Source organism: Methanolobus vulcani, assembly GCF_900100715.1.
Lineage (GTDB): Archaea > Halobacteriota > Methanosarcinia > Methanosarcinales > Methanosarcinaceae > Methanolobus > Methanolobus vulcani.
In genome coordinates, this window is sequence record NZ_FNCA01000004.1 from 29,712 (window position 1) to 50,979 (window position 21,268).

Below are 21,268 nucleotides of genomic sequence, written 5' to 3' on the forward strand. Positions count from 1 at the left end.
AACTTATTTCAGGAAGTTCTTGATAAAATCAGTATCCTTCAGTATCCTGAAACTGACAAAACCGCCTACAAAGAGATTCATATAGAAAGTGAAAGCTCTCCAGGCAATAACTGCTATTCCAAGTAATGATGATGGAATAAAAAGGGAAAAAGCAGTTGTCCCGGCAAATTCAGCAACTCCACTTGAACCAGGAGTTGCAGGTATGACAAGTAGAACCATGACAATAACCTGTGATGCAAACACAATAAATGGATCCGGATGCTGGTTCAGGCCAAGCAATACAACATACAGCATTGAAAAATCCACAAACCAGAAAGCCATTGTCTGAAATATTCCAATAGCAAGTCCAAGCCTGCCCTCATTGAGTAATATCGAAATGCTGTCATGGAAATGTTCAAACTCGGAGTCAACTCTTAAGATAACTTTTTCCAACGCAGAATCTGTTTTCTTTCCAAGGAGAGGAGCCAGTTTTCTTACAATAATATAAACTACTTTTTTAGTGGGCTCAGGTTTCCATACTGCATACAATGTAAGAAATAGTATGAATATAAGCACAAGTTCTGCAAAGATGAACATGGCATCAAAATAAGAGTCTTTGAGTACACCACGTATGACATAGATAGAAAGAGGTGCTAAAGTCAGAATAAATATACCATCAAGTATCCTTTCTCCAAGAACAACAGCCGTTGCCCTCCCCAGAGGCATGTTTTCTTCATGGAGAAGATGGACCCTCACAGGTTCACCGCCTAAAGAAGAAGGCGTGATCGATGCTGCCAATGTACTTGATGTAACTATCTCACAAGCTTTCGCATAGCTAATATCAAAACCCAATGCTTTACAAAGTGAACGCGTACGCATACCCCATACAACATAACTAAGAGCATGCACACATGCAGCAGCAAGAATGTAGCTAGGTTTTATTTGCATGAGTGCAGACAGGGTAGTAGAATCAAAAGTAAATATAACAACTACTAAACCAGATACAAGGCTTATTAGCAAAGATATAAGAATCCATTTTTCAATTTTGTTCATGACCCTGACCTGCATATAGACGTATGATGTGTATGAATGATGTTACATAAACTCACAGTAACATAGGATACAATCCAGTGAAATTCACTCACCAAGCATATCTTCTTTTACTTTTGTTCCTGCAGAGATAGATATTTTTGGCCAGATCCTTACGTCAGAGTGAACGGTAACATCATTTTCGATTTTAACTTCCGGACCGATCACGGTCCCATTTTCAAGACTACAATTATTACCAACTGTAGTAGCATTGTCTATGATAGAACCGGAGACATTAGAATTCCGGCCAATGCTAACGTTATTGAAAATATAAGATGACAATAACCTTGTATCGTTATTTATCGTGCAATTAGATCCTATAGTAGTATATGGACCTATAAGAACATTATCACCAATCGTAGTGTTCTCGCCAATGACTATAGGACCAACAATAGCAGAATTGGACCCTACACTCACATTATGACCAAGGGACACAGGACCCTTTATACGAGCATCCAGTGTTTTGAAATGACCTTCTATAGTGGTGCCAGGAAGTGATTCCAGCATCCAGCGCTGTGCCTGCCTGTAAGCTTGAGGACTTCCAACATCAGTCCATCTGCCTCTTGCAAGAATACCGTTAATCTTCCTTTTTTTTGCAAGGATATCTGGGAACAGGTCCTTTGCAAAATCATATTGCTTACCTTCCGGGATCCAGTCAAATATCTCAGGATCGCATACATAGATACCCGTACTTGCAAGATTACTGAATATCTCCCCAGGCCCGGGTTTTTCGAGGAAGCGCCTGATCCTGTTGTTCACATCCATATCCGCAATACCAAATTCACGGGGATCGTCGATGGACAAGAGGCCTATAGTGACCAGAGCATCAGTCATTTCATGGAACCTGTACATTTCCCTTAGATTCAGGTTGAGTACATGATCGCCTCCAAGAACTATGAAAGGACTGTCATGAAGATATTCTTCTGCATTTTTAACGCCCCCGGCAGTTCCCAGTTTTTCATCCTCATAGACATAATCGATATGGACACCGAATATTCTTCCATCGCCTAACTGTTCCTCAATCTTTTCAGCCATATATCCGAGAGTAATAACAATATCATTGAAACCTTCTTTTGAAAGGTGCTCGATCAAATGTACGACTGATGGCTTGTTAAGAATAGGAATACTTGGTTTTGGCCGAGCAAAGGTTAAGGGACGAAGCCTTGTTCCCTCACCACCACACATTATACAGGCTTTCATATTTTAGTATGAGGTTATTTTTTACTTATATGTTTAGCGGATTATGAAACTAAAAAGAATATGAATACAATTAAATAACTGTTACGTCATCGCTGCTATGAACCACTATCTCAAGTTCACCTTCATATTCAGACACCGTTCCAAATATCAGCACCCGGTCATTTACATTAATCATTGAATCAACATCTTTTGAGCCGCTGTCTGACGGTATAAAAACTTTAGTGACACCTGAACCATAGTCCACATCCATTAACAGATGATCACCCGAATAAGTAAAGCGTTTTGTAAGAATATCACCTTGAAGCATTACCATATCCCCAGGACTTGAAGATGAACTAAAAGGCATAGTTTCATCTGCAGGGATTTCAGAATAAAAAAAAGTATATGCAATGACCAGGGAAAAAAGAGCCATGCATAACAAGATCACTACGATCTTTTCTTCTTTTTCCATACTCAAACCATATCAGGCATTTTCCGGATTGTTTATAGAAACAAGTTCAATGTCAAAGATAATATTCTTGCCAGCAAGACGATTATTAAAATCAACAGTCACATTTGTTTCATTTATGTTGACAATGACACCTGGATAACCCTGAGCAGATATCGTTTCTCCAATAACAGGAGTCATATTTGCCGCTTCAAAGGTTTCTATTGGATATGGAACTATAAGGTAATCCTTCACCTCATAAGCTTCTTCGGGAGAGAGATGAACTGTTTTGTTTTCACCAACTTTCATACCGATAACCGCATTATCAAAACCTTTAATCATCTGACCAGATCCAACGATGAAAGACAATGGCTCATAGTTTCTAGCAGGATTATAAATTCCATTTGCTTTAGCAACATCTGCAATTGAAGTGTCGAAAACAGTTCCATCTTCAAGCATACCTGTGTAATTAACAGAGACATTGTCACCAACTTGTACTACCCGGGAATTTGCAGAATTGTTAGAATCTGTACAGCCGCTTGCCAGCAGCATACATGTCAAGAGTAAAAAAAGTAATATTTTTTTCACATTATCACCAATTTAGTCATTTAATACATTCATAACACTGGAAGCAGACATCATAACCCACACCAAGAATTATTTATACAGATATACAAGAGAAGAGTTTTGGTATATAAGGTTACTGAAAATATTTTATTTAAACAATTTTGCTGTTAGTTAATGTATTTACGAATATGAATTCTTAAGAAAAGATTAATATATAAAGGAGGGATATATAAATGTGCAATTGTTACTAGTAATACAAGTCATAAATCAAGTCACCGGTGAAACTGATGCGGCAAAAATCCTCAATTAAAAAGATTATTTCATACACAAATGCTCAAATAGGAATTGGAACTCTTATTATATTTATCGCAATGGTCCTTGTTGCAGCTGTTGCCTCAGCGGTACTGATAACAACTTCCGGAGTTTTGCAACAGGAAGCACAGCACACAGGAAGGGAAGCCACCAAAGAAGTATCATCCAACCTTATGATACAGAAAGTCGAAGGTTTCAGATCAAAGAACAGTAGTACTGATATGGCAAATACAATAGATCTATTGAAAATAACCCTGGGATTACGCGCAGCAAGCGAACCTGTGGACCTTTCTGCTCTTGTCATAAGTATCACAGATGGATACCAGACTAACAATGTAATTTACGCAGGTAATAAGAATAGTCTTGCACCACGTGCGGATTTTGATGGAAATATGTCAGGTTTCAGTACAGATAAGGATGTAAATCTTTACAAACTCGTAACTGAAAACACGACTATAGGAAATTCAGAAATAAATGTGACCTATACAAACGCAAAATACTATTTTACAGTTGACACCATAAGAGACGAAGACGACTCATTCTCACAGCATTCTCCGGTTATTACAACAGGAGATTTTGTAGTGATCTATGTAGCTACAATATCACCTACATCGGTCAGCAAAGGATATACAAAGCTTTATGAGATGAATGTCACGTCTTCATTGCAATCTTCAGGTCTTAACTTAATTCCCCGTGCCACGATAAATCTGGCAATGACACCTGAAGCAGGTGCATCAACAAATGCAGACTTCATTCTCCCTACAACATTTGGAAGTTATGAAGCGGTGCAACTTTATCCTTAAAGAGAGACATCCTTAGATAGAGACTGCGATACTACAAAACCGGTTTATAAAAAATAGTGTGGTGGACTGGTCGGGAATTGAACCCGAGGCCTCTACCATGCCAAGGTAGCGATCTTCCCCTGATCTACCAGCCCGGAAATATCATGTGTTAGAACACATTATCTCTCATAAAGCTAACGCTAAAAAATTACAACGAATAAACTCATTCCAAAAAAATTCTTTTGATTTTTCGATACCGAGCGAAATGTTTAAGTATTTGGATGCGTATTTGGAGTGTCGCGTGATGAAGGCGACACACGAAACACAGGCAAATTGGGCCCGTAGCTTAGCTAGGTGGAGCGCACGGCTGATAACCGTGAGGCCCTGAGTTCGAATCTCAGCGGGCCCATTAATCAAATCTGTAATCTCTTTTTGATCAAAGTTAGCTTTTAACATATAACAATAACTATGAGTTTTTGATTTTGAGTATTTCAGCTTTTTATCCATAATCATTCACATGTTCTTCCGCTATTTCTTTTCGTAATCCCCTCAAATATTCACATACATGATATTTTATTGCCAATAATATATCATCGAAAATAGATGTTGAAGACTTACTATTCTAATATAAAAAATATTAATATATAATAACTACTTATAATAGTGGTTAGTGTAAACAATATATTTCAGGGTACAGGCAGGACTAAAAACACTATACCAAAATACCAAAAACATACACACCTGTAAGAAAAACCCTGAAAGTACGAATCCGAACAAAACGAACCAATTCATATAATCGGTGATTTACAATGAGAGAGAAAAAACCAAGTGGCATGAGTGAAAAAGAGTACGAGATCGTAGAATTGCTCAGAAAATTAGATATAAACAGACCTGTAGCCCTGACTCTTGCCTGCCTCTCCAGTGGAGATGAAATAACCTCCCGTGAAATAGAAAAGAATTCCAGCCTCAGACAACCTGAAGTCAGTATTGCAATGAGATACCTTAAAGATAACAGTTGGGTGGACATCCGGGAAGAGAAGAAAACAGAAGGAAAAGGCAGACCTGTTAAATTATACAGACTTGTTACTCCACTGGAAGATATTGTGCAGAGCATTGAGCAGAGAGTGCTCCTTGAAAGCAGATCTGTACTCAATAACATTGAAAAACTGAAAAGACTTGCATAACTTTTCATTAAATTATATTTTGCTGCTATATGCAGCAAAAACTATTTTTTGCAGATAGAGTATATCATCAATTAGTAATTTACTTCTATCGAAGATTTTAAGTTAATAAGGTAGTGTATCATCATTATTACACTAATTTGCAATTGTATAATGGAGTTAATCTTTTGAGCACTATAAGTGAGAAAATCTTTAGCCGCGCATCCGGTAAGAATGCGAAAGCAAACGACTTTGTGATCGCAGATGTGGATTATGCCATGGCACATGACGGCACAAGTGTCCTTGCAGTTAAGTCATTCAAGGAGATGGAAGAAGAAAAAGTGTGGAACCCGGATAAGATAATTATCCCTTTTGATCACCTGACACCTGCAAACACAGATGTAACAGCCGCACTTCACCATGAGATACGCGAATGGATAAAAGAACAGAAGATCAGTAATTTCTATGATGTCGGAGAAGGAATATGCCACCAATTACTTCCTGAGAATGGATTTGCCCTCCCTGGAAAACTTGTGGTGGGCGCGGATTCACATTCATGTACCTATGGTGCATTCGGAGCCTTTGGAACTGGCGTAGGTGCCACAGATATGTCAGAGATATTCGCATCAGGAAAACTGTGGTTCAAGGTTCCGGAAAGTATTAAAATAACAGCAGATGGCAGTTTTAATGACAGGATCTATGCAAAAGACCTCATACTCAAGATAATAGGCACACTTGGTGTTGCAGGTGCAACTTACAAAGCTGCTGAATTCTATGGAACAGCAATTGATTCCATGTCCATGTCGGGCCGTATGACCCTTAGTAACATGGCTATTGAAATGGGAGGCAAGGCAGGAATAGTGCCGCCTGACAAAACAACATTTGATTTCCTTGATGGTATCGCAGTGGAAGAATATGAACCTGTTTATGCGGACGCAGATGCCACATATTCAAATGAATACTCCTTTGATGTAAATGAACTTGAGCCACAGGTCGCATCTCCACATCAGGTTGATAATGTTCATGACATATCTGACATCAAGCCGACAAAACTTGACCAGGCATTTATAGGCACCTGTACAAACGGAAGGCTGGAAGACCTTGAGGTCGCCGCATCCATCCTTAAAGGAGAAAAGGTTGCTATACGCACACTTATTGTACCTGCATCCCGCAATGTGCTGATAGAAGCTGTCAGAAAGGGCATAGTTGAGACTCTACTGGAAGCAGGAGCGGTGATTGGCTCACCTGGATGTGGACCATGTCTTGGAGGACATATGGGCGTTATTGGAAAAGGCGAGACCTGTATTTCTACAGCTAACAGGAACTTCAAAGGAAGAATGGGTACCGGAGGGTTCATTTACCTGGCATCCCCTGCAACAGCTGCAGCATCTGCCCTTACCGGCGAGATTACTGACCCGCGCGAAATCTGATATCTTATTAACGCATAGATAGGAGAGGAGTTAGTAAAATGGAACTTGATAAGGCAAAACTTGAGCACCTGATGGGACACTGGATAGAACATAATGACAGCCATAGTAAAAGTTTCAACGAATGGGCTGAGAAAATCGAAGCTGCAGGATATGCAGATATAGCTGAAGATGTCAGAAGTGCTGCTAAGAAAATGGATGAATGTTCTGTTTTGCTTGAAAATGCCAGACGGAAGCTTGAATAAGCAGGATTGTTAATGACAGGTAAATTTCTCAATTTCGCTACAGGCATTATAATGGTGATATGTATTTTATGCCTCTGCGGAGTTGCAAGTGCCGCGACCAGTGTCAGCATATTGCCATCAGTTGAAACTGTAGCCCCTGGAGAACAATTCACTCTAGACGTATATGTCAGGCCTGACACTCAAGTTGCAGGTCTCCAGTTTAACCTGGAATTTGATAGTTCACTTTTAAATATCGAGAGTATTGAAGAAGGAGATTTTTTCTCAAGTACAGGTTCTCCTGTAATGTTCAACCCCGGAACCATAGATAACGACGGGGGAACTGCAACTCAGATCTATGGTACTCTTATTATGGGAGATGGCACATCAGACGAAGGCACATTCTGTAGTATAGTAATGAAAGCTTCCGAAGAAACTGGAACCTCTCAAATCAGAATTGAGAATATAGTCGTTGGAGATGACAAAGGTGATGAGCTGAATGCAGTCACCTATGATTCAATGGTAAGCATCAGCGATGAAACTGATACTACGAACAAAGACAACGGTGATGGTACTGATTTGAAGATTGTTGTCAAACAGGATGTAAATGCAAATTCATCAGCCAATGAAGAAAGTACTCCTGCTGCTGAAGAGGAAACCACACTTCAAAGTGTACAGGATACCACAGACAGTACAGATACAAAAAAATCGGTGCCTGCACCTGAAGCTGAAAGCGGTACTTCCAATATCAGCATACTTGCAGTTGCAGCCGTAACATTTTTGGCTCTGGCATATGTTCTTGACAGAAAAAGAAAATAAGTTCACAAAAATAAGTAAAGAAAGGGAAATAAGTCCCTTTTATCTTTTTTAACTTTAATGCATTTAAAAGTAAAAGCTCTGAATTTATCTTCCAAGTTCAGCATGGGCTTTTGCAAGATGGCCTGCGGCCTGCGCACCTACAAGTGAGATCTCACCTGCCAGCACAGCAGAAGCAATTATCTCTGCAAGCTTTTTTGCGTTAGAACCTGGAGGGGTGCCTGAACCATTTACACCGAGGAGCCTCAGGCATTCGTGCTGAGTTCCAAGATTTGTGCCACCGCCAACAGTACCTATAGCCATTGCAGGTAGCGTTACAGAGCAGTAGATGTCACCATATTTTGTCATTTCCATGGTTGTTATGGCACTACTACCTTCTACTACGTGAGCCGGATCCTGACCACATGCAATATACATTGCAGCTATGATGTTTGCAGCATGGGCATTATACCCAAGGGAACCTGCGCGTGCAGAACCAAGAAGGTTCTTGCGGTAATTTACCTCCACCATTGTCTCAGGTTTGCATTTCAGACGTTTCTCAACAAGTTCTGCAGGAATTGTCACATCAGCAACAACGGTCTTTCCTCTTCCAAGAATGTTATTTATTGCCGCAGGCTTCTTGTCAATACACATATTTCCAGAAAGTGAGATTGGAATTGCACCGAACTCATCTTTTATCAGACTGAGAACTGCATCTGTGGCGATGGTTACCATATTCATGCCCATGGCATCTTTTGTGTCATAGGAAAAACGGGCATATACTGAATTACCGGTAACAAATGGCTTTACATCCACCAACTCACCAAAGCGGGTTGTTTCTGATGCCTTGGCCTTCATTCGGACCAAGACATCAGGATCCTGCAGCCAGTCTGCAAATTCCTTTGCCCTGATAACATTCTCCAGCCTGAACACCGGGGCACGGGTCATTACATCCTGGAATACCCTGACATTTGCACCACCAGACATGGTAATGGCAGAACATCCCCTGTTGACACTGGCAATAAGTGCACCTTCTGTTGTTGCAAGAGGCAAGCGGAACTCATCATTGGCAAATTCCCCGTTCACTTTCAGCGGACCTGCCACGCCAAGAGGCACCTGGATAACACCTATCATGTTCTCTACATTTTTCTTAGTTGCATTCTCAACATCAATCGAGAAATTTTGTATATGATCAAAATTAAATCCAGATAATTCCTCAAGAGAATATCTTCTGATCATGACAGCCGTTTCCTTGTCAGTAAGGCTGTCAAGTTTATGATAAGAGATCTCGCCGGAAATTACTCCTTCAAGCAACTCTCTTTTTTCCCTGTTCAAATCCATTCTTGATGTCATATATAAACTCCAGTGAATTAAACAAACAGCATCCCATAACGTTTTTTATAAATGGGAACTTGGTATCAATAATACAAATAGTTCACGCCCTGTACTTTTCGACCTCTGATGAAGAGTCAAGTCTTCAGGAAATAAAATAAATACGTGATTTTTTATATTAGGATAACATAATAAACAATATTCTAAAATGTACGGATGATAATCAATAAGTCCTATCGTTAAGAAGACTTAATCATTACAGAAATTGTTTGGGATATGACTATTAGAAATTGATCAGAGAGATATAAAGAGTGGTAATATGACAGATGCCGATCCATCAGAAAGAGTGAGTTCCGGTATTTCCGGACTGGATGAAATGTTGCGCGGAGGATTCTTTAAAGGAACTGCAAATGTCGTATCAGGTGATTCTGGTACAGGTAAAACGATATTTGGGACACAGTTCATTGTAGAGGGAGCAAAGAATGGTGAAAAAGTTATGTGCATCATCACCTCTGAAGAATCAAAGTCTATTGTAAAAGAAATGAAGACATCTTTTGGATGGAACCTTGAAGAATATGTTGAACAGGGTCTTTTGACATTTGTAGACATAACAGACCCAAGTCTTCGCCTTCAGAAGAGTGTGGAAATTGCCCCATCTGAGCTTATTAAGAGCTTTAAGAAACTTGTTGAGAGCAAGATAGAGGATATACAGCCAACACGCATTTTCATAGACTCCGTTGAAGCACTGTTCCTGGCAATTGAATCAAACTATAAACTCAGAACACTTATCGATGATGTGTTCAGCGTATTCCGCAAACACAACGTTACTTCTGTAATAACAGTAGGATCAATGTTCGGACTTGATGAAATGGTAGAATACGGTGCAGATTCTGTTATAAAGCTTGGACGCATAATAGCTGGAAACAATCTTCAACGCTCTATCTATGTCATGAAAATGAGAGGATCAGGAACTATTAACGAAGTCCGCGTTCTCAGTATCTCAGACAGCGGTATGGCAGTTCTTGCCCAGTCACCTTATCTTGAATAAGTGGCATTTGCATTTCTGCCACTTTTTTATCTGTTTTTCATTGTTCTTAACTCAATTATTTCATTTTTCTAATATTCCAATACAATTTTGTAGTCTTAGAAAGAGTATTTTATTGTAAAATTGAAACAAAAATGTAATTAATCAAATGATATACCAGTCATTATCGTTGATACGAGTATTTTCTTCTTCTGAGCTTTTTGATTCGGAACAATCCCGCGATAATTCTTTTCCCATAGATGTTGAGATTGCATCTGAGAAATCCTGAAGATAGCTTGTCTGGTTAAGACTGCCGTAAATGAATTTCTTGCCTGGCTGAACATGAGAGTTAATGGTTTCCTCTTTAGGAACAATAGTTACTTCAACACCGGACATATCAACTGCAAGTTCCATTGCCTTTCTGAAATCGCCTATACAATAAGCAATCCGATGCTTATAGTTATCACGAGTCTTCTCAAGATATTCTGCCAGTCTCTGGCTTTCCATCTTGATAAAATCCCTTTTTATTTTGGCAACATTACATTTACCAAGCATGAACTGGTAATCCATGAAAGGATACTCAGTATCAAGTTCACGCGGAGTTATGCCGCATGTCCCAAAAACTACAACATGTACCATCTCAGGTTCAAGCATCCCGAATATCGCTTTATCGAAAATCTTGTGAGAAGGACTTTCATGATAGGGTTTCTTTTTTGCACAGGGAACAAATATGCAGAATTCCCTTGCCGGTGGTTCATACTCAGTCAGTATCCACTCATTTGCACGTATCATATCTGGGTGATATATAATTTCATCAGTATCCAGCGGGAGACTGGAACGTTCATCTTCAGGTATTATTGTCAAGCAGAAAGAAAATCTGGCAAACTATATATATAATTGACGCAATCACTATTCGGTTTTGTGCAAACTGTACAATAGTACCGACACAGTGTTTAGAATAATAATTACAAATTTATGAGGAAAAACATGGCAAGTTCTATACCTGAAATGCTGAGAGCGGAATGTAAATGCGAAGATATGGCTAAATGTGTTCTCGGTCTGAAAGAGCTTGACATCAGTACCTACAAAGCCCTTCTGGAAAACGGCCCCATGACCGCAGAGAAACTCGGGGAACTTTTGGGTCGTGAGCGCAGTACAGCATATCGTTCATTACAAAACCTGATCTCAGCTGGTCTTGTTTACAGAGAAACGAAGTCTATATCCATCGGTGGATATTACTATGAATACGTAGGAATCGAACCTGTTGTGGTAAAAGAGATGATTCGCAAAAACATAGACCAGTGGTACAAGAAAATGAATGACCTTATTGAGAATTTCGATAAGGAACTGCTTTCCTGATTCTGCCAAGACATTTAAAATCACAATTACAAGGCCTTCTTATATTTTTATTTTATTTTTAGTGTTAATAATTATATAATATTAAGACATATGTAACTGTTACACATTAAGAATGGATTACGTGCAAAACACAAACTTAGAATAAATATTCTCTTGCGGTGTGGAATCATGAGAGATGCAGATAAAAGCAAAGAGCAGTTAATTCGAGAACTGCAAGAACTTAGAAATAAGTATGAGGGCACTTTTGATAAACATGAATCCTCATGTGACACCATTAATGAGAGTATCAATAATGAGCTCATTGAAAGTGAGGAGAATTACAGGCAGGTCGTTTCATCAATATCAAGCATCATCTGGAAAGCAGATGTTGATAAAGGCGAATTTACAAACGTGTACTTATCCCCGGTTGCCGACGACATTCTTGGACTTGAAACCGGCACAATTGATAACAACTGGAATACATTTCTTTCATACATTCACCCTGACGATGTTGACAACATATATGAAAGGATAATAGACGGCATCAGAAATAACTTTTTAAAAATAAATGCCGAATTCAGGGCCAAAAGAGCGGATGGAACGAAACTGTGGTTCTATTGCACCTGTTCTGTATTAAAAAATAAAGGCATTTCTCAAGTTTTTGGAAATGCTGTTGATATCACTGAACGCAAGAGAATAGAGCAGGAATTGAAGAACAAGAGTAATGAGCTTACCCAGATAGTGAACAGTTTCCCTGTGCCAATGTTCATCGTAAACAAGGAACATAAAGTCATCTATTGGAATAAGGCATGTGAAAAGGCGACTGCTATATCCGCCAAAAGAATGATCGGTACTAAAGATCCATGGCTGGCATTCTATCCAAAGAAAAGAAAGGTCATGGCTGATATGATCATCGACAACAACATTGAAAGTATCAGGGATTTTTATGAGGAAAAAACCCTTAAGAACTCATTCATTGAGGGAGGGTACGAAGCTGAAGATTTCTTCCCTCTTTTGAACAAATGGTTGTATTTCACCGCTGCCCCCCTGAAGGATATAGAAGGGGACATAATAGGTGCTATTGAGACTTTACAGGATAAAACCATTGAAAAGCAGGCTGAAGACGCATTGATATCTGCCAAGATGCTTGCAGAGAATGCCTCACGTACAAAAAGTGAGTTTCTGTCAAACGTGAGTCATGAACTCAGAACTCCACTAAGTCTTATTTTAGGATACTCAGACCTCTTGCTTGAAGAAAATGAATTAATGGACGAGCAACAGGCAAAATTTGCAGGGATCATCAAATCAGGAGGTTCAAGACTTCTTGACATGATAAATTCCCTGATATACATTGCAGAAATCGAAGACGGTAAGATGGAACTTGAGATCAGTGATTTCTCCCTGCCGGATATGGTCTATGACATCCAGAAAGTTGCAAGATCAATAGCAATTAAAAAGAACATAAAACTTGATTTTACACTTGATCCTGACATAAGGACCATCTATGCCGATAAATCCAAACTAAAGATAATATTCCATCATTTGATCACAAATGCCATCAAATTCACACCTGAACAGGGAAAAATATGGGTATATATAAGGCATGATCATGGAAACACACTATTTATTGATGTAAAAGATAACGGAATCGGGATATCTGAAGATGACAAAACTAAACTCTTTGATACTTTTGTCCAGCTTGATGGCTCCCCTACCCGCAGATATGGAGGAAGCGGACTTGGTCTTGCCCTTGTGAAGAAACTTGTAGAAATACATAAAGGGAGTATCTGGCTTGAAAGTGAACCCAAAAAGGGCAGCACTTTCCATCTGGTAATTCCTGCACAGAATGAGATAATAAAACGAACTAATGCGTTACTACATCCAACGGTAATCTGAAAGAAAATACACTACCTTTACCTAGCTCACTTTCTACAGAAACATCTCCGCCGTGCATTTCAACAAACCTTTTTACAAGTGAGAGTCCAAGACCTGTACCATCATATTTTCTTGATATTGTGGAATCTATCTGCTGGAAAGGCATGAAAAGTTTCTCCAGATCATCCGATGAAATGCCAATGCCATTATCTAACACTGAGAATTCAGCCATGTCACCATCCAGGCACGCCTTCAATGTTACATGGCCACCATCAGGAGTAAACTTTACAGCATTGCTTGCAAGATTGAAGAGTATCTGCTTAAAACGAACTTTATCGGCTGTCAGGTATAATGTTTCCGGATCAATGGAAGTATCAAGTTCAATATCTTTCTTTCTTGCAAATGGCGAAACTATGTTAAGGACATTGCCAAATATATTTTCCACCAGGAATTCCTCATAATGCAATTCCATTTTTCCTGATTCAATCTTTGAAATGTCAAGAATATCATTAATAAGTTTTAAAAGGTGTTTCCCACTGTGGGATATATGACCAAGAGACTTTTTCTGTTGGTCATTGAGATTACCGTATGATTCTTCAAGCAAAAGATCAGAATAACCGATAACAGCATTCAAAGGCGTTCGCAGCTCATGGCTCATGGTTGCAAGGAATTCACTCTTTGTCCTGTTAGCCTCCTCAGCCATGATCTTGGAATTGATAATAGCCTCTTCAGCAGCTTTGTTTTCAGAAATATCCTGGAAATTCTCAAGGATGAACTGATTTCCTTCAATGAATATCCTTTTTGAGTTTTTAAGAATGGGAGTCTTAGTACCATTCTTACATTTTATAGCAGTATCCATTCCCTGAAAACCTTCAAGACCATCCACCCATATAGGACATTTTTTAGATAATGAACCTTTTGGGCAGACAATGTCACATAGTTGCCCTATTAATTCCTCTCTTTTGTAGCCTGTAATCTCACAGGTACGCTGGTTAACTTCTTCAATAATGTAATCCTTTCCGATGATAAGAGTGCCGCCTGGCATATTCTCATAAAGTATCTTAAAGCGCTCCTCTATCTCTTTAAGGGTTTTCTCTGCTTTTTTACGTTCACTTATATCATCAAGATAAAGAATGACCTTACTTCCCGTGTCAAGAGGAACATACGCAGTGGAAACAAAAAATTCCCTGCGGACAATAGTTCCATCGGCTAGAAGGATATCCATATTACCTTCAATATGATGATGATCTGAACCTGTACTGAAAGTATCGATCACAATATTACGAATAGAGCACTTAGAGCATTCAGGAGTGTAACCACATCCGTTTCCACGAGCAGAGTTCACACATGAGAAAATATCCCCGCCCAGCATACCCAATACAGATGACGGATCACGACCTATAAGCTCAGCACCTGTCTTGTTAATCTTTTCAATACGATAATCGTCACCTATGACCAGCATTAAATTAGGTGCGTACTCAAAAACAGCATTATTTACCTTTTTGATATCCAGAACATCAGAATTCTCACTGGATTTTCCGGGGTTACTATCCTCAGGAACATAAACATTTTCTAGATTCATAATTTATCCCTGTTCAGACTTATTCCAGATGAATAAAGAGTCATCTTTCATATGTTCTACCAATTATGTTCGGCTTTTCAGGAAAGACATTATACCAGGCAGTTCTATATAATGCTAAAAATGTGAAGATATTTCGTCCTAAGATCTAAGCAACAACATTTTTCATCCTTTTTTTCCGACCAATCAGCAGAGATTAATAACGTCTATAGCCTGCAATAGATAGTTATTGGCATATAAGATATAATAATGAGAGTATAAAAATATACTGGCATTATGTGCAATGCACTCTTTAAACAACAATATTATTTATGCTACAGCAAATGTGTTGAATATAAAATCAGCACATACGTCCTATTATTTTTTACAGGTGTTTACGAAATTATTTTATAAAAACATTGCTATTTTATGATGATTGTTAACCTGAAAAAGACTTGAAAGAAATGAATTTGCTAAACATTACTTGAACAATAAAAAAAGAGATGAAAGATTACAATTAATCATCACTTATAATTATATTAATTGTATAACAACCTCTGGTTTACAACGCTCAATTAATCCGAACAACCTCAATTCAAATCAGATGCTAATCTTCCTGAACAGATAGGAACCTACTATCACCATAAGTATAGTGAACCCTGAAAGGACTCCAAAACTTACAGCAGGATTGATCTGAGATGTCCCAAGAAGGCCATACCTTATACCTTCTACACCGTATGTGAGAGGGTCCAGCAATGTCAGTGACCTTATCCATTCCGGCAGGCTGTCTATTGGAAAAAGAGCGCCTGACAAACCAAATATCGGGAATATCACAAAGTTCATAATAAGCTGGAACCCGTGCATATCCTCCATTCTTGAAGCAATGGCGATTCCAAATGCTGTGAATGCCAGCCCAATAAGTGTCATGAAGATTATCGCCACGAAAAATCCCGGAATATTATTGATCTCCAGTCCCATGAAAAGCGAGAGTCCAAGAATGATAAGCCCCTGAATAACGGCTGTTGTAGCTCCTCCTACAGTCTGGCCAAGCATTATTTCAAACCTTGACACAGGTGCCACCAAAGTCTCTTTCAGGAAACCGAACTGTTTGTCCCATATTATCTGTATGCCTGCAAAGACGGATGTGAAAAGAACGCTCATTGAAATGATACCAGGCATGATAAATCCAATGTAACCCTGTTCCATACCAGGCATTACAACAACAGAATTAAGCCCGAAACCAAGCACTAAAAATAGGAACAATGGCATTCCAAGACTACCTATGAGCCTGCTTTTTGAACGGATGTAACGCTTTACGCTCCTTAACCATATAGTGTAAACGATATCCATTTTTATCTCCTCCCTGCCTTTCGTATCATTCGCATCTTATCTTTAGAATTGGCTTCTTCTTCTCTGATGGTTCTGCCTGTAAAGTGCAGGAAAACATCTTCAAGTGTTGGTTTATTAATGGAAAGAGATTTTATCTCAATATTATTTGCAGATGCAATATTGACTATGTGAGCAACATGTTTTTCAGCATTCTGTATTCCTATAGTTATAGAGGAATCGTGGAGTTCAATGTTTTTGATATCGGGCATTGATCTTATTGCTGAATAAAGATCATCCCTTTCAGGAGAAATTATAGTGATCACATCCCCTCCAATATCATTCTTGAGATTCTCAGAAGTATCAAGGGCGATGATCTTACCTTTGTCGATTATAGCTATCCTATGACAAAGCTTGTCAGCTTCATCCATGTAATGGGTTGTCAGGATTATTGAGATACCTTTTTCCTTGTTCAGTTTATCAATGTAATCCCATAGGTGGTTCCTTGTTTGCGGATCAAGGCCAAGTGTCGGCTCATCCAGGAAAAGGACCTGTGGTTCGTGCATAAGGCCACGTGCGATCTCAAGACGACGACGCATACCACCGGAGTATGTTTTCACAAGGTTGTCCTTCTTATCGTAAAGCTCCACAAGTTTCAGAAGCTCAGTTATCTTTTTTTGTCTAGTACTTTTAGGAATACGGTAAAGTCTTCCATGGAAATCCATGTTCTCGTAAGCTGTAAGCTCCTCATCCAAGCTTTGATCCTGAAATACTATCCCTATGGATTTCCTGACATTGTCCTGATCCTTCAAGATGTCAAAACCATTTACTGAAGCTTTCCCAGAACTTGGAGGAAGCATTGTTGAAAGCATGGACATTGTTGTAGTCTTCCCGGCTCCGTTGGGACCAAGGAGACCAAATACTTCACCTTTTTTGATACTAAAAGAAAGGTTATCTACGGCGGTGAAATCACCGAATTTCCGTACCAGATTCTCAACTTCAATTGCATACATTTTTCATACACCAATACCTTCGAATATGATATCGATCTTTGCTGACATGTCCTTTGAAAATGAATAGTCGATCTCCGAATGCAGCCATGACATAAGGGAATGGAAGTAGACCGCATGAAGTGTTTGTGCTATCAGCTTTGGATCTATGTCAGACCTTATCTCACCTTTTTGCATGCCTTCGCTGCTAAGATCAGCAAGCATGCCAATAAAGAGTTCCTGTTTCTTTTTCCTGTGATCCCCTTGCGACGGCCTATGGCCTGAAGACATCAAGAGTCTTCTCTGCTCAAAGAACAGCAACCTTAGAAGATACCTGTCCTTTTCGTAGTACTCTGCCACATGAACCAGGAAATTCTCGATCTTTTCCCTTACAGGAATTTCACGGGACATCTGATCCTGCATGATACTGATAATGAATTCTTCCCTCTGTTCTCTGAAATATGAGAGAAGTGACTCTTTTGTGGGGAAATAATTGAAGAAAGTACCTTTTGCAATGCCGGCCTCCTTTGTGATCTCATCAACCGTCGTTCCCTCGAATCCTTTTTCCTTGAACAGGCGGAGTGATATTTCAAAGATCCTGTTACGGGTTTCTTTTTTCTTTTGTTCTCTAAGAGACATGTAACCTCATTTATGAAAATAAAAATGACCAGAGTCATAAATGACCGTGGTCATATTTAAGCTTTGTGAACACCAGAAAGTAAATAAAAGACCTGTTTAAGACTATGTAACCGGAGTGAACAAAATGAATGAACACCCATTGAAGATAATTCAGGATAAAGATAATGAGCTTTTCAACATAATCGAAGCAAGCCAGGAGAATGCACTGTCTGAGGGTAGCATACCACTCAAATACAAGTTCCTTATTGCACTGGCACTTGATGCTGATCATGGTGCTGAGAACGGAGTAAAAGTGCTTGCAATGCAGGCAATGGCAGCAGGAGCAACAAAAGAAGAGATAATGGAAGCAGTCAGAATTGCAAACTATATAGGCGGCATTGGAAGTGTTTACACTGCAGCTAATGCCCTGAGAGACATATTATAGATAGAGATTTTCAAAATGAGGAGTTTTTTGATAATCCCCTCATAATTTACTTAACAAATCTTAACCTCACTTTTTTCATTTCAAGCTAAGCAAAGTTCAACGATTATCACAGCTCTGCGGTTTGCTCAAGGATTCAGGACCATTATCGAATAGTTAAGATAAGCCGCGAAGGATACCCAGAGAATGTAAGGTACCAGTAATAATCCCGCAGGACGTGAGATCCGGTAGAACTGGATAATATTCACAACGATCAAGATCCAGAGTAATGTTATTCCTGCAAGCCCCAGTTGAGGTGAGCGTAGCCCAAAGAACAGGTAAGACCACAAGAAATTGAAGAACAATTGGACAATGAAAATTGACATTGCTGTTTTTACATCTGACATAGACCATCCTTTTTGCCAGACAATATAGAGTGAAATTCCCATTAGCAGATAAAGAAGAGTCCATACAATGGAAAAGCTCCAGTTTGGAGGAACAAGGGTGGGTTTTTGAAGATATGCATACCACGTTTGAATTGCGTTTACTGTAATGAACCCGCCAAATATACCAGGGATCTGACAGATGATTATTGAGATTATCAATTGTTTCCAGTTGATCTTTGAAAAATTCATTTTCGATCACTCTCACATAAATATCATACCGAATAACACTTAAACTTAAGCATCAAACAACATAAAAAACATACATAGAACCATGGAATATGTGTGATTTGTACGATAATTCACACATATCATACATACCATACATAATGAAAGTATTAACTTACAAAGCCCGGTCCAGAGTATGAGAATCATAATCTGCATACACTCTTGTAAATACAATCATGAAAGTTACAATGATAGAGGACATATATATCCACAGAAGAATTGCAAGTATTGACCCAATGGTCCCATAAACCGTTGTTATGCTACTATAAGACAGGTAGAAGCCTATTACATATTTTCCCAGTGTCAGTAACAATACTGTAAGAAATGAGCTCATAAACACGTATTTGATATTCATGGTTGCATCTGGAAGTACTCTGAAAAGATACATGAAAAGAATGATAAGAGTAATGAAATTTATACCAAAGCTTGCATATTGTACTGAATAAACAGATATTGAAAATGCTTCCTGCACAGCATCAGATATAACGAAGAATAGCATCTCGAACAGAGTGCTCACTGACACAATCGTACCAAATGCAATAGCTGCTATCAAAGCAGATAGTCTTGTATGGAAAAACTGATGTAGCCAGTGTTGATTTGAGGGAGTGAGACCCCACATTTTGTTGATCAATTTCTTTATCTGAAAAAATATATTGCCCGCACTCCATAAATATATCAGGAAACTGAATACGATCCCAAAGTTACTAGGACTGCTCACGGAAAGTTGAGTAAAGAGAGTATTTAAGGCTTCTATTGCAACATCACCTGCAAAGACTGATACATCTGTTAAGATGGCTGCTTGCAGTAATTGTTGTTTCAGGAAGATGCTTCCAATAAATAACGTAAAAAGGAGCAAAGAGGGAATACCTATAAGTGCATGGAAAGAAAGGGACGCACTATTTGTGATCCCATCCTCTTTCGCCCACCTGTCCAGCGTTGTTTTCAGTATATCTTCAAATATAGATATCATCTATTAGAATATTTATTCTATAGAATATATTAGTTATCAGAAGAGAAGAAGATACATGGATAATAGCCTTAAATATAAGAAAAAAGAATGTAGAAAGTAATGAACAATACAAGTAAGATGCTTCAGGCACTACTGATACTTGTTATACTTGCGGCAGTCCTTTTGTATGCGCTGTACCCTTACATAAATGCGTTTTTCGGTGCATTTATTCTCTACGTTGTCTTCAAACCTTTGTATACCTACCTTGTCACAAAACAGAAGATTAACAAAAGTGTGGCTGCTTTTACAATAATACTCCTTACTATTGTCCTCATCCTGATACCTCTGTATTTCCTGATGACCATAATTATAATCCAGATACAGAATGTGCTTTTTGACACGGATACTTTAATGGCTCAGCTTTCAAATATCAATAGCTATATAAATCAGGTTCATTTAAGCAGTCTGCCGATTGAGATAAATTTACAGGCAAAACTAGCAGAGACAGTAACAGCAGCAGCAAACTATTTCAGTATTTTACTTGTGAATGCAGTCCAAAGCCTTGGCCAGAGACTCATAGAGTTCTTTATAATGTATTTTCTGCTCTATTACCTGCTGGTTGGCATAAATTCAACTTGTTCTATAAAACTTACAAATGCAATACCTTTTAGCAAAGAGAACACAGAAATACTACAGCAGGAATTTACAAATGTTGTCAATGCAACACTTATAAGCTCAGGGATTATTGCCATAGTCCAGGGAGGTTTGCTTACAATTACATTCCTATTGCTTGGAGTTTCCGGAGCATTCCTCTGGGGATTTGTAGCCATGATATTATCATTTCTTCCCGTGGTGGGAGCTACAATAATTTGGTTCCCTGCAGTTATTATCCAGATAGTTCAACAGGATTATTTTACGGCCGTTGGAATACTCATTGGTGGAGTTTTTCTCAGTTCTGTCGATAATTTCCTGAGACCGATGATACAGGATAAAGTTGGAAGGATACACCCACTGGAATCACTCATAGGAGTTATTATCGGCCTCAATCTTTTCGGTCTTCTGGGAATCATTATCGGACCTTTGCTCATATCATACGTTGTCCTTATGGCAAAAATGTTCAACGACGAGTACCTGTCCGAAAGTAAGACAGATAATGATCAATGATATTTTACAGATACTGATTGCATTTTAACAATCAAACCATTGGA

General features: G+C 38.8%; 22 protein-coding genes and 2 tRNA genes. 11 read left to right on the forward strand and 13 right to left on the reverse strand.

Annotation, left to right across the window (positions count from 1 at the left end):
• Window positions 1-3: 3 nt before the first annotated feature.
• The 4 genes from BLP52_RS06695 to BLP52_RS06710 form a co-directional block, all read right to left on the reverse strand.
• On the reverse strand, window positions 4-1,032 hold the full coding sequence (locus BLP52_RS06695; RefSeq protein WP_091709718.1) for a lysylphosphatidylglycerol synthase transmembrane domain-containing protein: 1,029 nt from the start codon (window positions 1,030-1,032) through the stop codon (window positions 4-6).
• Between the two features lie 84 nt (window positions 1,033-1,116).
• A complete protein-coding gene (locus tag BLP52_RS06700; protein WP_091709719.1) occupies window positions 1,117-2,268 on the reverse strand; it encodes a nucleotidyltransferase family protein in 1,152 nt (383 codons plus the stop codon).
• Window positions 2,269-2,338: 70 nt separating this feature from the next.
• Window positions 2,339-2,719 carry an OB-fold nucleic acid binding domain-containing protein gene (locus tag BLP52_RS06705; protein WP_091709720.1) on the reverse strand — a complete coding sequence of 127 codons (381 nt, stop codon included), beginning with the start codon at window positions 2,717-2,719 and terminating at the stop codon, window positions 2,339-2,341.
• A 12-nt stretch (window positions 2,720-2,731) separates the two neighbouring features.
• Window positions 2,732-3,283, reverse strand: a complete 552-nt coding sequence (locus tag BLP52_RS06710; RefSeq protein WP_238380752.1) for an FKBP-type peptidyl-prolyl cis-trans isomerase — start codon at window positions 3,281-3,283, stop codon at window positions 2,732-2,734.
• A 266-nt stretch (window positions 3,284-3,549) separates the two neighbouring features.
• On the opposite strand from BLP52_RS06710, the gene BLP52_RS06715 reads away from it, so the two are divergent.
• Window positions 3,550-4,377: an archaellin/type IV pilin N-terminal domain-containing protein gene (locus BLP52_RS06715; protein WP_091709722.1), complete on the forward strand. Its 828-nt coding sequence runs from the start codon at window positions 3,550-3,552 to the stop codon at window positions 4,375-4,377.
• A 59-nt stretch (window positions 4,378-4,436) separates the two neighbouring features.
• Here the strand turns inward: BLP52_RS06715 and BLP52_RS06720 are convergent.
• Window positions 4,437-4,511: transfer RNA gene (locus BLP52_RS06720), tRNA-Ala, on the reverse strand.
• A gap of 180 nt (window positions 4,512-4,691) precedes the next feature.
• On the opposite strand from BLP52_RS06720, the gene BLP52_RS06725 reads away from it, so the two are divergent.
• The 5 genes from BLP52_RS06725 (at window position 4,692) to BLP52_RS06745 (ending at window position 7,983) form a co-directional block, all read left to right on the forward strand.
• Window positions 4,692-4,765: transfer RNA gene (locus tag BLP52_RS06725), tRNA-Ile, on the forward strand.
• Window positions 4,766-5,165: 400 nt separating this feature from the next.
• Window positions 5,166-5,540, forward strand: coding sequence for an MreA family transcriptional regulator (locus BLP52_RS06730; RefSeq protein WP_091709723.1), 375 nt, complete (start codon window positions 5,166-5,168; stop codon window positions 5,538-5,540).
• 164 nt (window positions 5,541-5,704) lie between these two features.
• The gene (locus tag BLP52_RS06735) at window positions 5,705-6,946 is read left to right on the forward strand and encodes a 3-isopropylmalate dehydratase large subunit (RefSeq protein ID WP_091709724.1); all 1,242 of its coding nucleotides are present in this window, start codon (window positions 5,705-5,707) and stop codon (window positions 6,944-6,946) included.
• Between the two features lie 38 nt (window positions 6,947-6,984).
• Window positions 6,985-7,188, forward strand: coding sequence for a DUF8180 domain-containing protein (locus BLP52_RS06740; RefSeq protein ID WP_091709725.1), 204 nt, complete (start codon window positions 6,985-6,987; stop codon window positions 7,186-7,188).
• 12 nt (window positions 7,189-7,200) lie between these two features.
• Window positions 7,201-7,983: a cohesin domain-containing protein gene (locus BLP52_RS06745; RefSeq protein WP_091709726.1), complete on the forward strand. Its 783-nt coding sequence runs from the start codon at window positions 7,201-7,203 to the stop codon at window positions 7,981-7,983.
• Between the two features lie 84 nt (window positions 7,984-8,067).
• On the opposite strand, the gene hmgA is transcribed toward BLP52_RS06745, so the two are convergent.
• Window positions 8,068-9,312 carry a hydroxymethylglutaryl-CoA reductase (NADPH) gene (hmgA, locus tag BLP52_RS06750; RefSeq protein ID WP_091709727.1) on the reverse strand — a complete coding sequence of 415 codons (1,245 nt, stop codon included), beginning with the start codon at window positions 9,310-9,312 and terminating at the stop codon, window positions 8,068-8,070.
• A 298-nt stretch (window positions 9,313-9,610) separates the two neighbouring features.
• Here hmgA and BLP52_RS06755 point away from each other — a divergent pair, with 298 nt between their 5' ends.
• On the forward strand, window positions 9,611-10,339 hold the full coding sequence (locus tag BLP52_RS06755) for an RAD55 family ATPase (RefSeq protein WP_091709728.1): 729 nt from the start codon (window positions 9,611-9,613) through the stop codon (window positions 10,337-10,339).
• Between the two features lie 141 nt (window positions 10,340-10,480).
• Here BLP52_RS06755 and BLP52_RS06760 read toward each other — a convergent pair whose 3' ends face one another.
• Window positions 10,481-11,179 (reverse strand): DUF5591 domain-containing protein, encoded by a 699-nt coding sequence (locus BLP52_RS06760; protein ID WP_091709729.1) that lies wholly within the window; start codon window positions 11,177-11,179, stop codon window positions 10,481-10,483.
• A 123-nt stretch (window positions 11,180-11,302) separates the two neighbouring features.
• On the opposite strand from BLP52_RS06760, the gene BLP52_RS06765 reads away from it, so the two are divergent.
• On the forward strand, window positions 11,303-11,674 hold the full coding sequence (locus BLP52_RS06765; protein ID WP_091709730.1) for a helix-turn-helix domain-containing protein: 372 nt from the start codon (window positions 11,303-11,305) through the stop codon (window positions 11,672-11,674).
• Window positions 11,675-11,842: 168 nt separating this feature from the next.
• On the forward strand, window positions 11,843-13,549 hold the full coding sequence (locus BLP52_RS06770) for a sensor histidine kinase (protein WP_091709731.1): 1,707 nt from the start codon (window positions 11,843-11,845) through the stop codon (window positions 13,547-13,549).
• Here BLP52_RS06770 and BLP52_RS06775 read toward each other — a convergent pair.
• The 4 genes from BLP52_RS06775 to BLP52_RS06790 all read right to left on the reverse strand — a co-directional run bounded on the left by BLP52_RS06775 (window position 13,518) and on the right by BLP52_RS06790 (window position 18,040).
• Entirely contained in the window at window positions 13,518-15,110 is a 1,593-nt protein-coding gene (locus tag BLP52_RS06775) for a PAS domain-containing sensor histidine kinase (protein ID WP_091709732.1), read from the reverse strand. The genes BLP52_RS06770 and BLP52_RS06775 overlap by 32 nt on opposite strands.
• Window positions 15,111-15,686: 576 nt before the next feature.
• A complete protein-coding gene (locus tag BLP52_RS06780; RefSeq protein WP_091709733.1) occupies window positions 15,687-16,436 on the reverse strand; it encodes an ABC transporter permease in 750 nt (249 codons plus the stop codon).
• Between the two features lie 2 nt (window positions 16,437-16,438).
• Window positions 16,439-17,425 (reverse strand): ATP-binding cassette domain-containing protein, encoded by a 987-nt coding sequence (locus BLP52_RS06785; protein WP_091709734.1) that lies wholly within the window; start codon window positions 17,423-17,425, stop codon window positions 16,439-16,441.
• Window positions 17,426-17,428: 3 nt separating this feature from the next.
• A complete protein-coding gene (locus BLP52_RS06790; protein ID WP_091709735.1) occupies window positions 17,429-18,040 on the reverse strand; it encodes a TetR/AcrR family transcriptional regulator in 612 nt (203 codons plus the stop codon).
• Between the two features lie 124 nt (window positions 18,041-18,164).
• Between BLP52_RS06790 and BLP52_RS06795 the strand changes: the two genes are divergently transcribed.
• Window positions 18,165-18,464 carry a carboxymuconolactone decarboxylase family protein gene (locus BLP52_RS06795; protein WP_091709736.1) on the forward strand — a complete coding sequence of 100 codons (300 nt, stop codon included), beginning with the start codon at window positions 18,165-18,167 and terminating at the stop codon, window positions 18,462-18,464.
• 125 nt (window positions 18,465-18,589) lie between these two features.
• Here BLP52_RS06795 and BLP52_RS06800 read toward each other — a convergent pair whose 3' ends face one another.
• Window positions 18,590-19,075: a TspO/MBR family protein gene (locus tag BLP52_RS06800; RefSeq protein ID WP_091709737.1), complete on the reverse strand. Its 486-nt coding sequence runs from the start codon at window positions 19,073-19,075 to the stop codon at window positions 18,590-18,592.
• Between the two features lie 151 nt (window positions 19,076-19,226).
• A complete protein-coding gene (locus BLP52_RS06805) occupies window positions 19,227-20,081 on the reverse strand; it encodes a YihY/virulence factor BrkB family protein (protein WP_091709738.1) in 855 nt (284 codons plus the stop codon).
• A 99-nt stretch (window positions 20,082-20,180) separates the two neighbouring features.
• On the opposite strand from BLP52_RS06805, the gene BLP52_RS06810 reads away from it, so the two are divergent.
• Window positions 20,181-21,224 (forward strand): AI-2E family transporter, encoded by a 1,044-nt coding sequence (locus tag BLP52_RS06810; RefSeq protein ID WP_091709739.1) that lies wholly within the window; start codon window positions 20,181-20,183, stop codon window positions 21,222-21,224.
• Window positions 21,225-21,268 lie beyond the last annotated feature (44 nt).

What these genes read in the sequence shown, in the direction of transcription:
- BLP52_RS06695 (WP_091709718.1), bottom strand. Translation starts at nt 1,032, where the DNA reads ATGAACAAAATTGAAAAATGGATTCTTATATCTTTGCTAATAAGCCTT.
- BLP52_RS06715 (WP_091709722.1), top strand. Translation starts at nt 3,550, where the DNA reads ATGCGGCAAAAATCCTCAATTAAAAAGATTATTTCATACACAAATGCT.
- BLP52_RS06740 (WP_091709725.1), top strand. Translation starts at nt 6,985, where the DNA reads ATGGAACTTGATAAGGCAAAACTTGAGCACCTGATGGGACACTGGATA.
- BLP52_RS06775 (WP_091709732.1), bottom strand. Translation starts at nt 15,110, where the DNA reads ATGAATCTAGAAAATGTTTATGTTCCTGAGGATAGTAACCCCGGAAAA.
- BLP52_RS06810 (WP_091709739.1), top strand. Translation starts at nt 20,181, where the DNA reads ATGAACAATACAAGTAAGATGCTTCAGGCACTACTGATACTTGTTATA.
- BLP52_RS06790 (WP_091709735.1), bottom strand. Translation starts at nt 18,040, where the DNA reads ATGTCTCTTAGAGAACAAAAGAAAAAAGAAACCCGTAACAGGATCTTT.
- BLP52_RS06755 (WP_091709728.1), top strand. Translation starts at nt 9,611, where the DNA reads ATGACAGATGCCGATCCATCAGAAAGAGTGAGTTCCGGTATTTCCGGA.
- BLP52_RS06800 (WP_091709737.1), bottom strand. Translation starts at nt 19,075, where the DNA reads ATGAATTTTTCAAAGATCAACTGGAAACAATTGATAATCTCAATAATC.
- hmgA (WP_091709727.1), bottom strand. Translation starts at nt 9,312, where the DNA reads ATGACATCAAGAATGGATTTGAACAGGGAAAAAAGAGAGTTGCTTGAA.
- BLP52_RS06795 (WP_091709736.1), top strand. Translation starts at nt 18,165, where the DNA reads ATGAATGAACACCCATTGAAGATAATTCAGGATAAAGATAATGAGCTT.
- BLP52_RS06780 (WP_091709733.1), bottom strand. Translation starts at nt 16,436, where the DNA reads ATGGATATCGTTTACACTATATGGTTAAGGAGCGTAAAGCGTTACATC.
- BLP52_RS06785 (WP_091709734.1), bottom strand. Translation starts at nt 17,425, where the DNA reads ATGTATGCAATTGAAGTTGAGAATCTGGTACGGAAATTCGGTGATTTC.
- BLP52_RS06700 (WP_091709719.1), bottom strand. Translation starts at nt 2,268, where the DNA reads ATGAAAGCCTGTATAATGTGTGGTGGTGAGGGAACAAGGCTTCGTCCC.
- BLP52_RS06730 (WP_091709723.1), top strand. Translation starts at nt 5,166, where the DNA reads ATGAGAGAGAAAAAACCAAGTGGCATGAGTGAAAAAGAGTACGAGATC.
- BLP52_RS06765 (WP_091709730.1), top strand. Translation starts at nt 11,303, where the DNA reads ATGGCAAGTTCTATACCTGAAATGCTGAGAGCGGAATGTAAATGCGAA.
- BLP52_RS06745 (WP_091709726.1), top strand. Translation starts at nt 7,201, where the DNA reads ATGACAGGTAAATTTCTCAATTTCGCTACAGGCATTATAATGGTGATA.
- BLP52_RS06805 (WP_091709738.1), bottom strand. Translation starts at nt 20,081, where the DNA reads ATGATATCTATATTTGAAGATATACTGAAAACAACGCTGGACAGGTGG.
- BLP52_RS06770 (WP_091709731.1), top strand. Translation starts at nt 11,843, where the DNA reads ATGAGAGATGCAGATAAAAGCAAAGAGCAGTTAATTCGAGAACTGCAA.
- BLP52_RS06705 (WP_091709720.1), bottom strand. Translation starts at nt 2,719, where the DNA reads ATGGAAAAAGAAGAAAAGATCGTAGTGATCTTGTTATGCATGGCTCTT.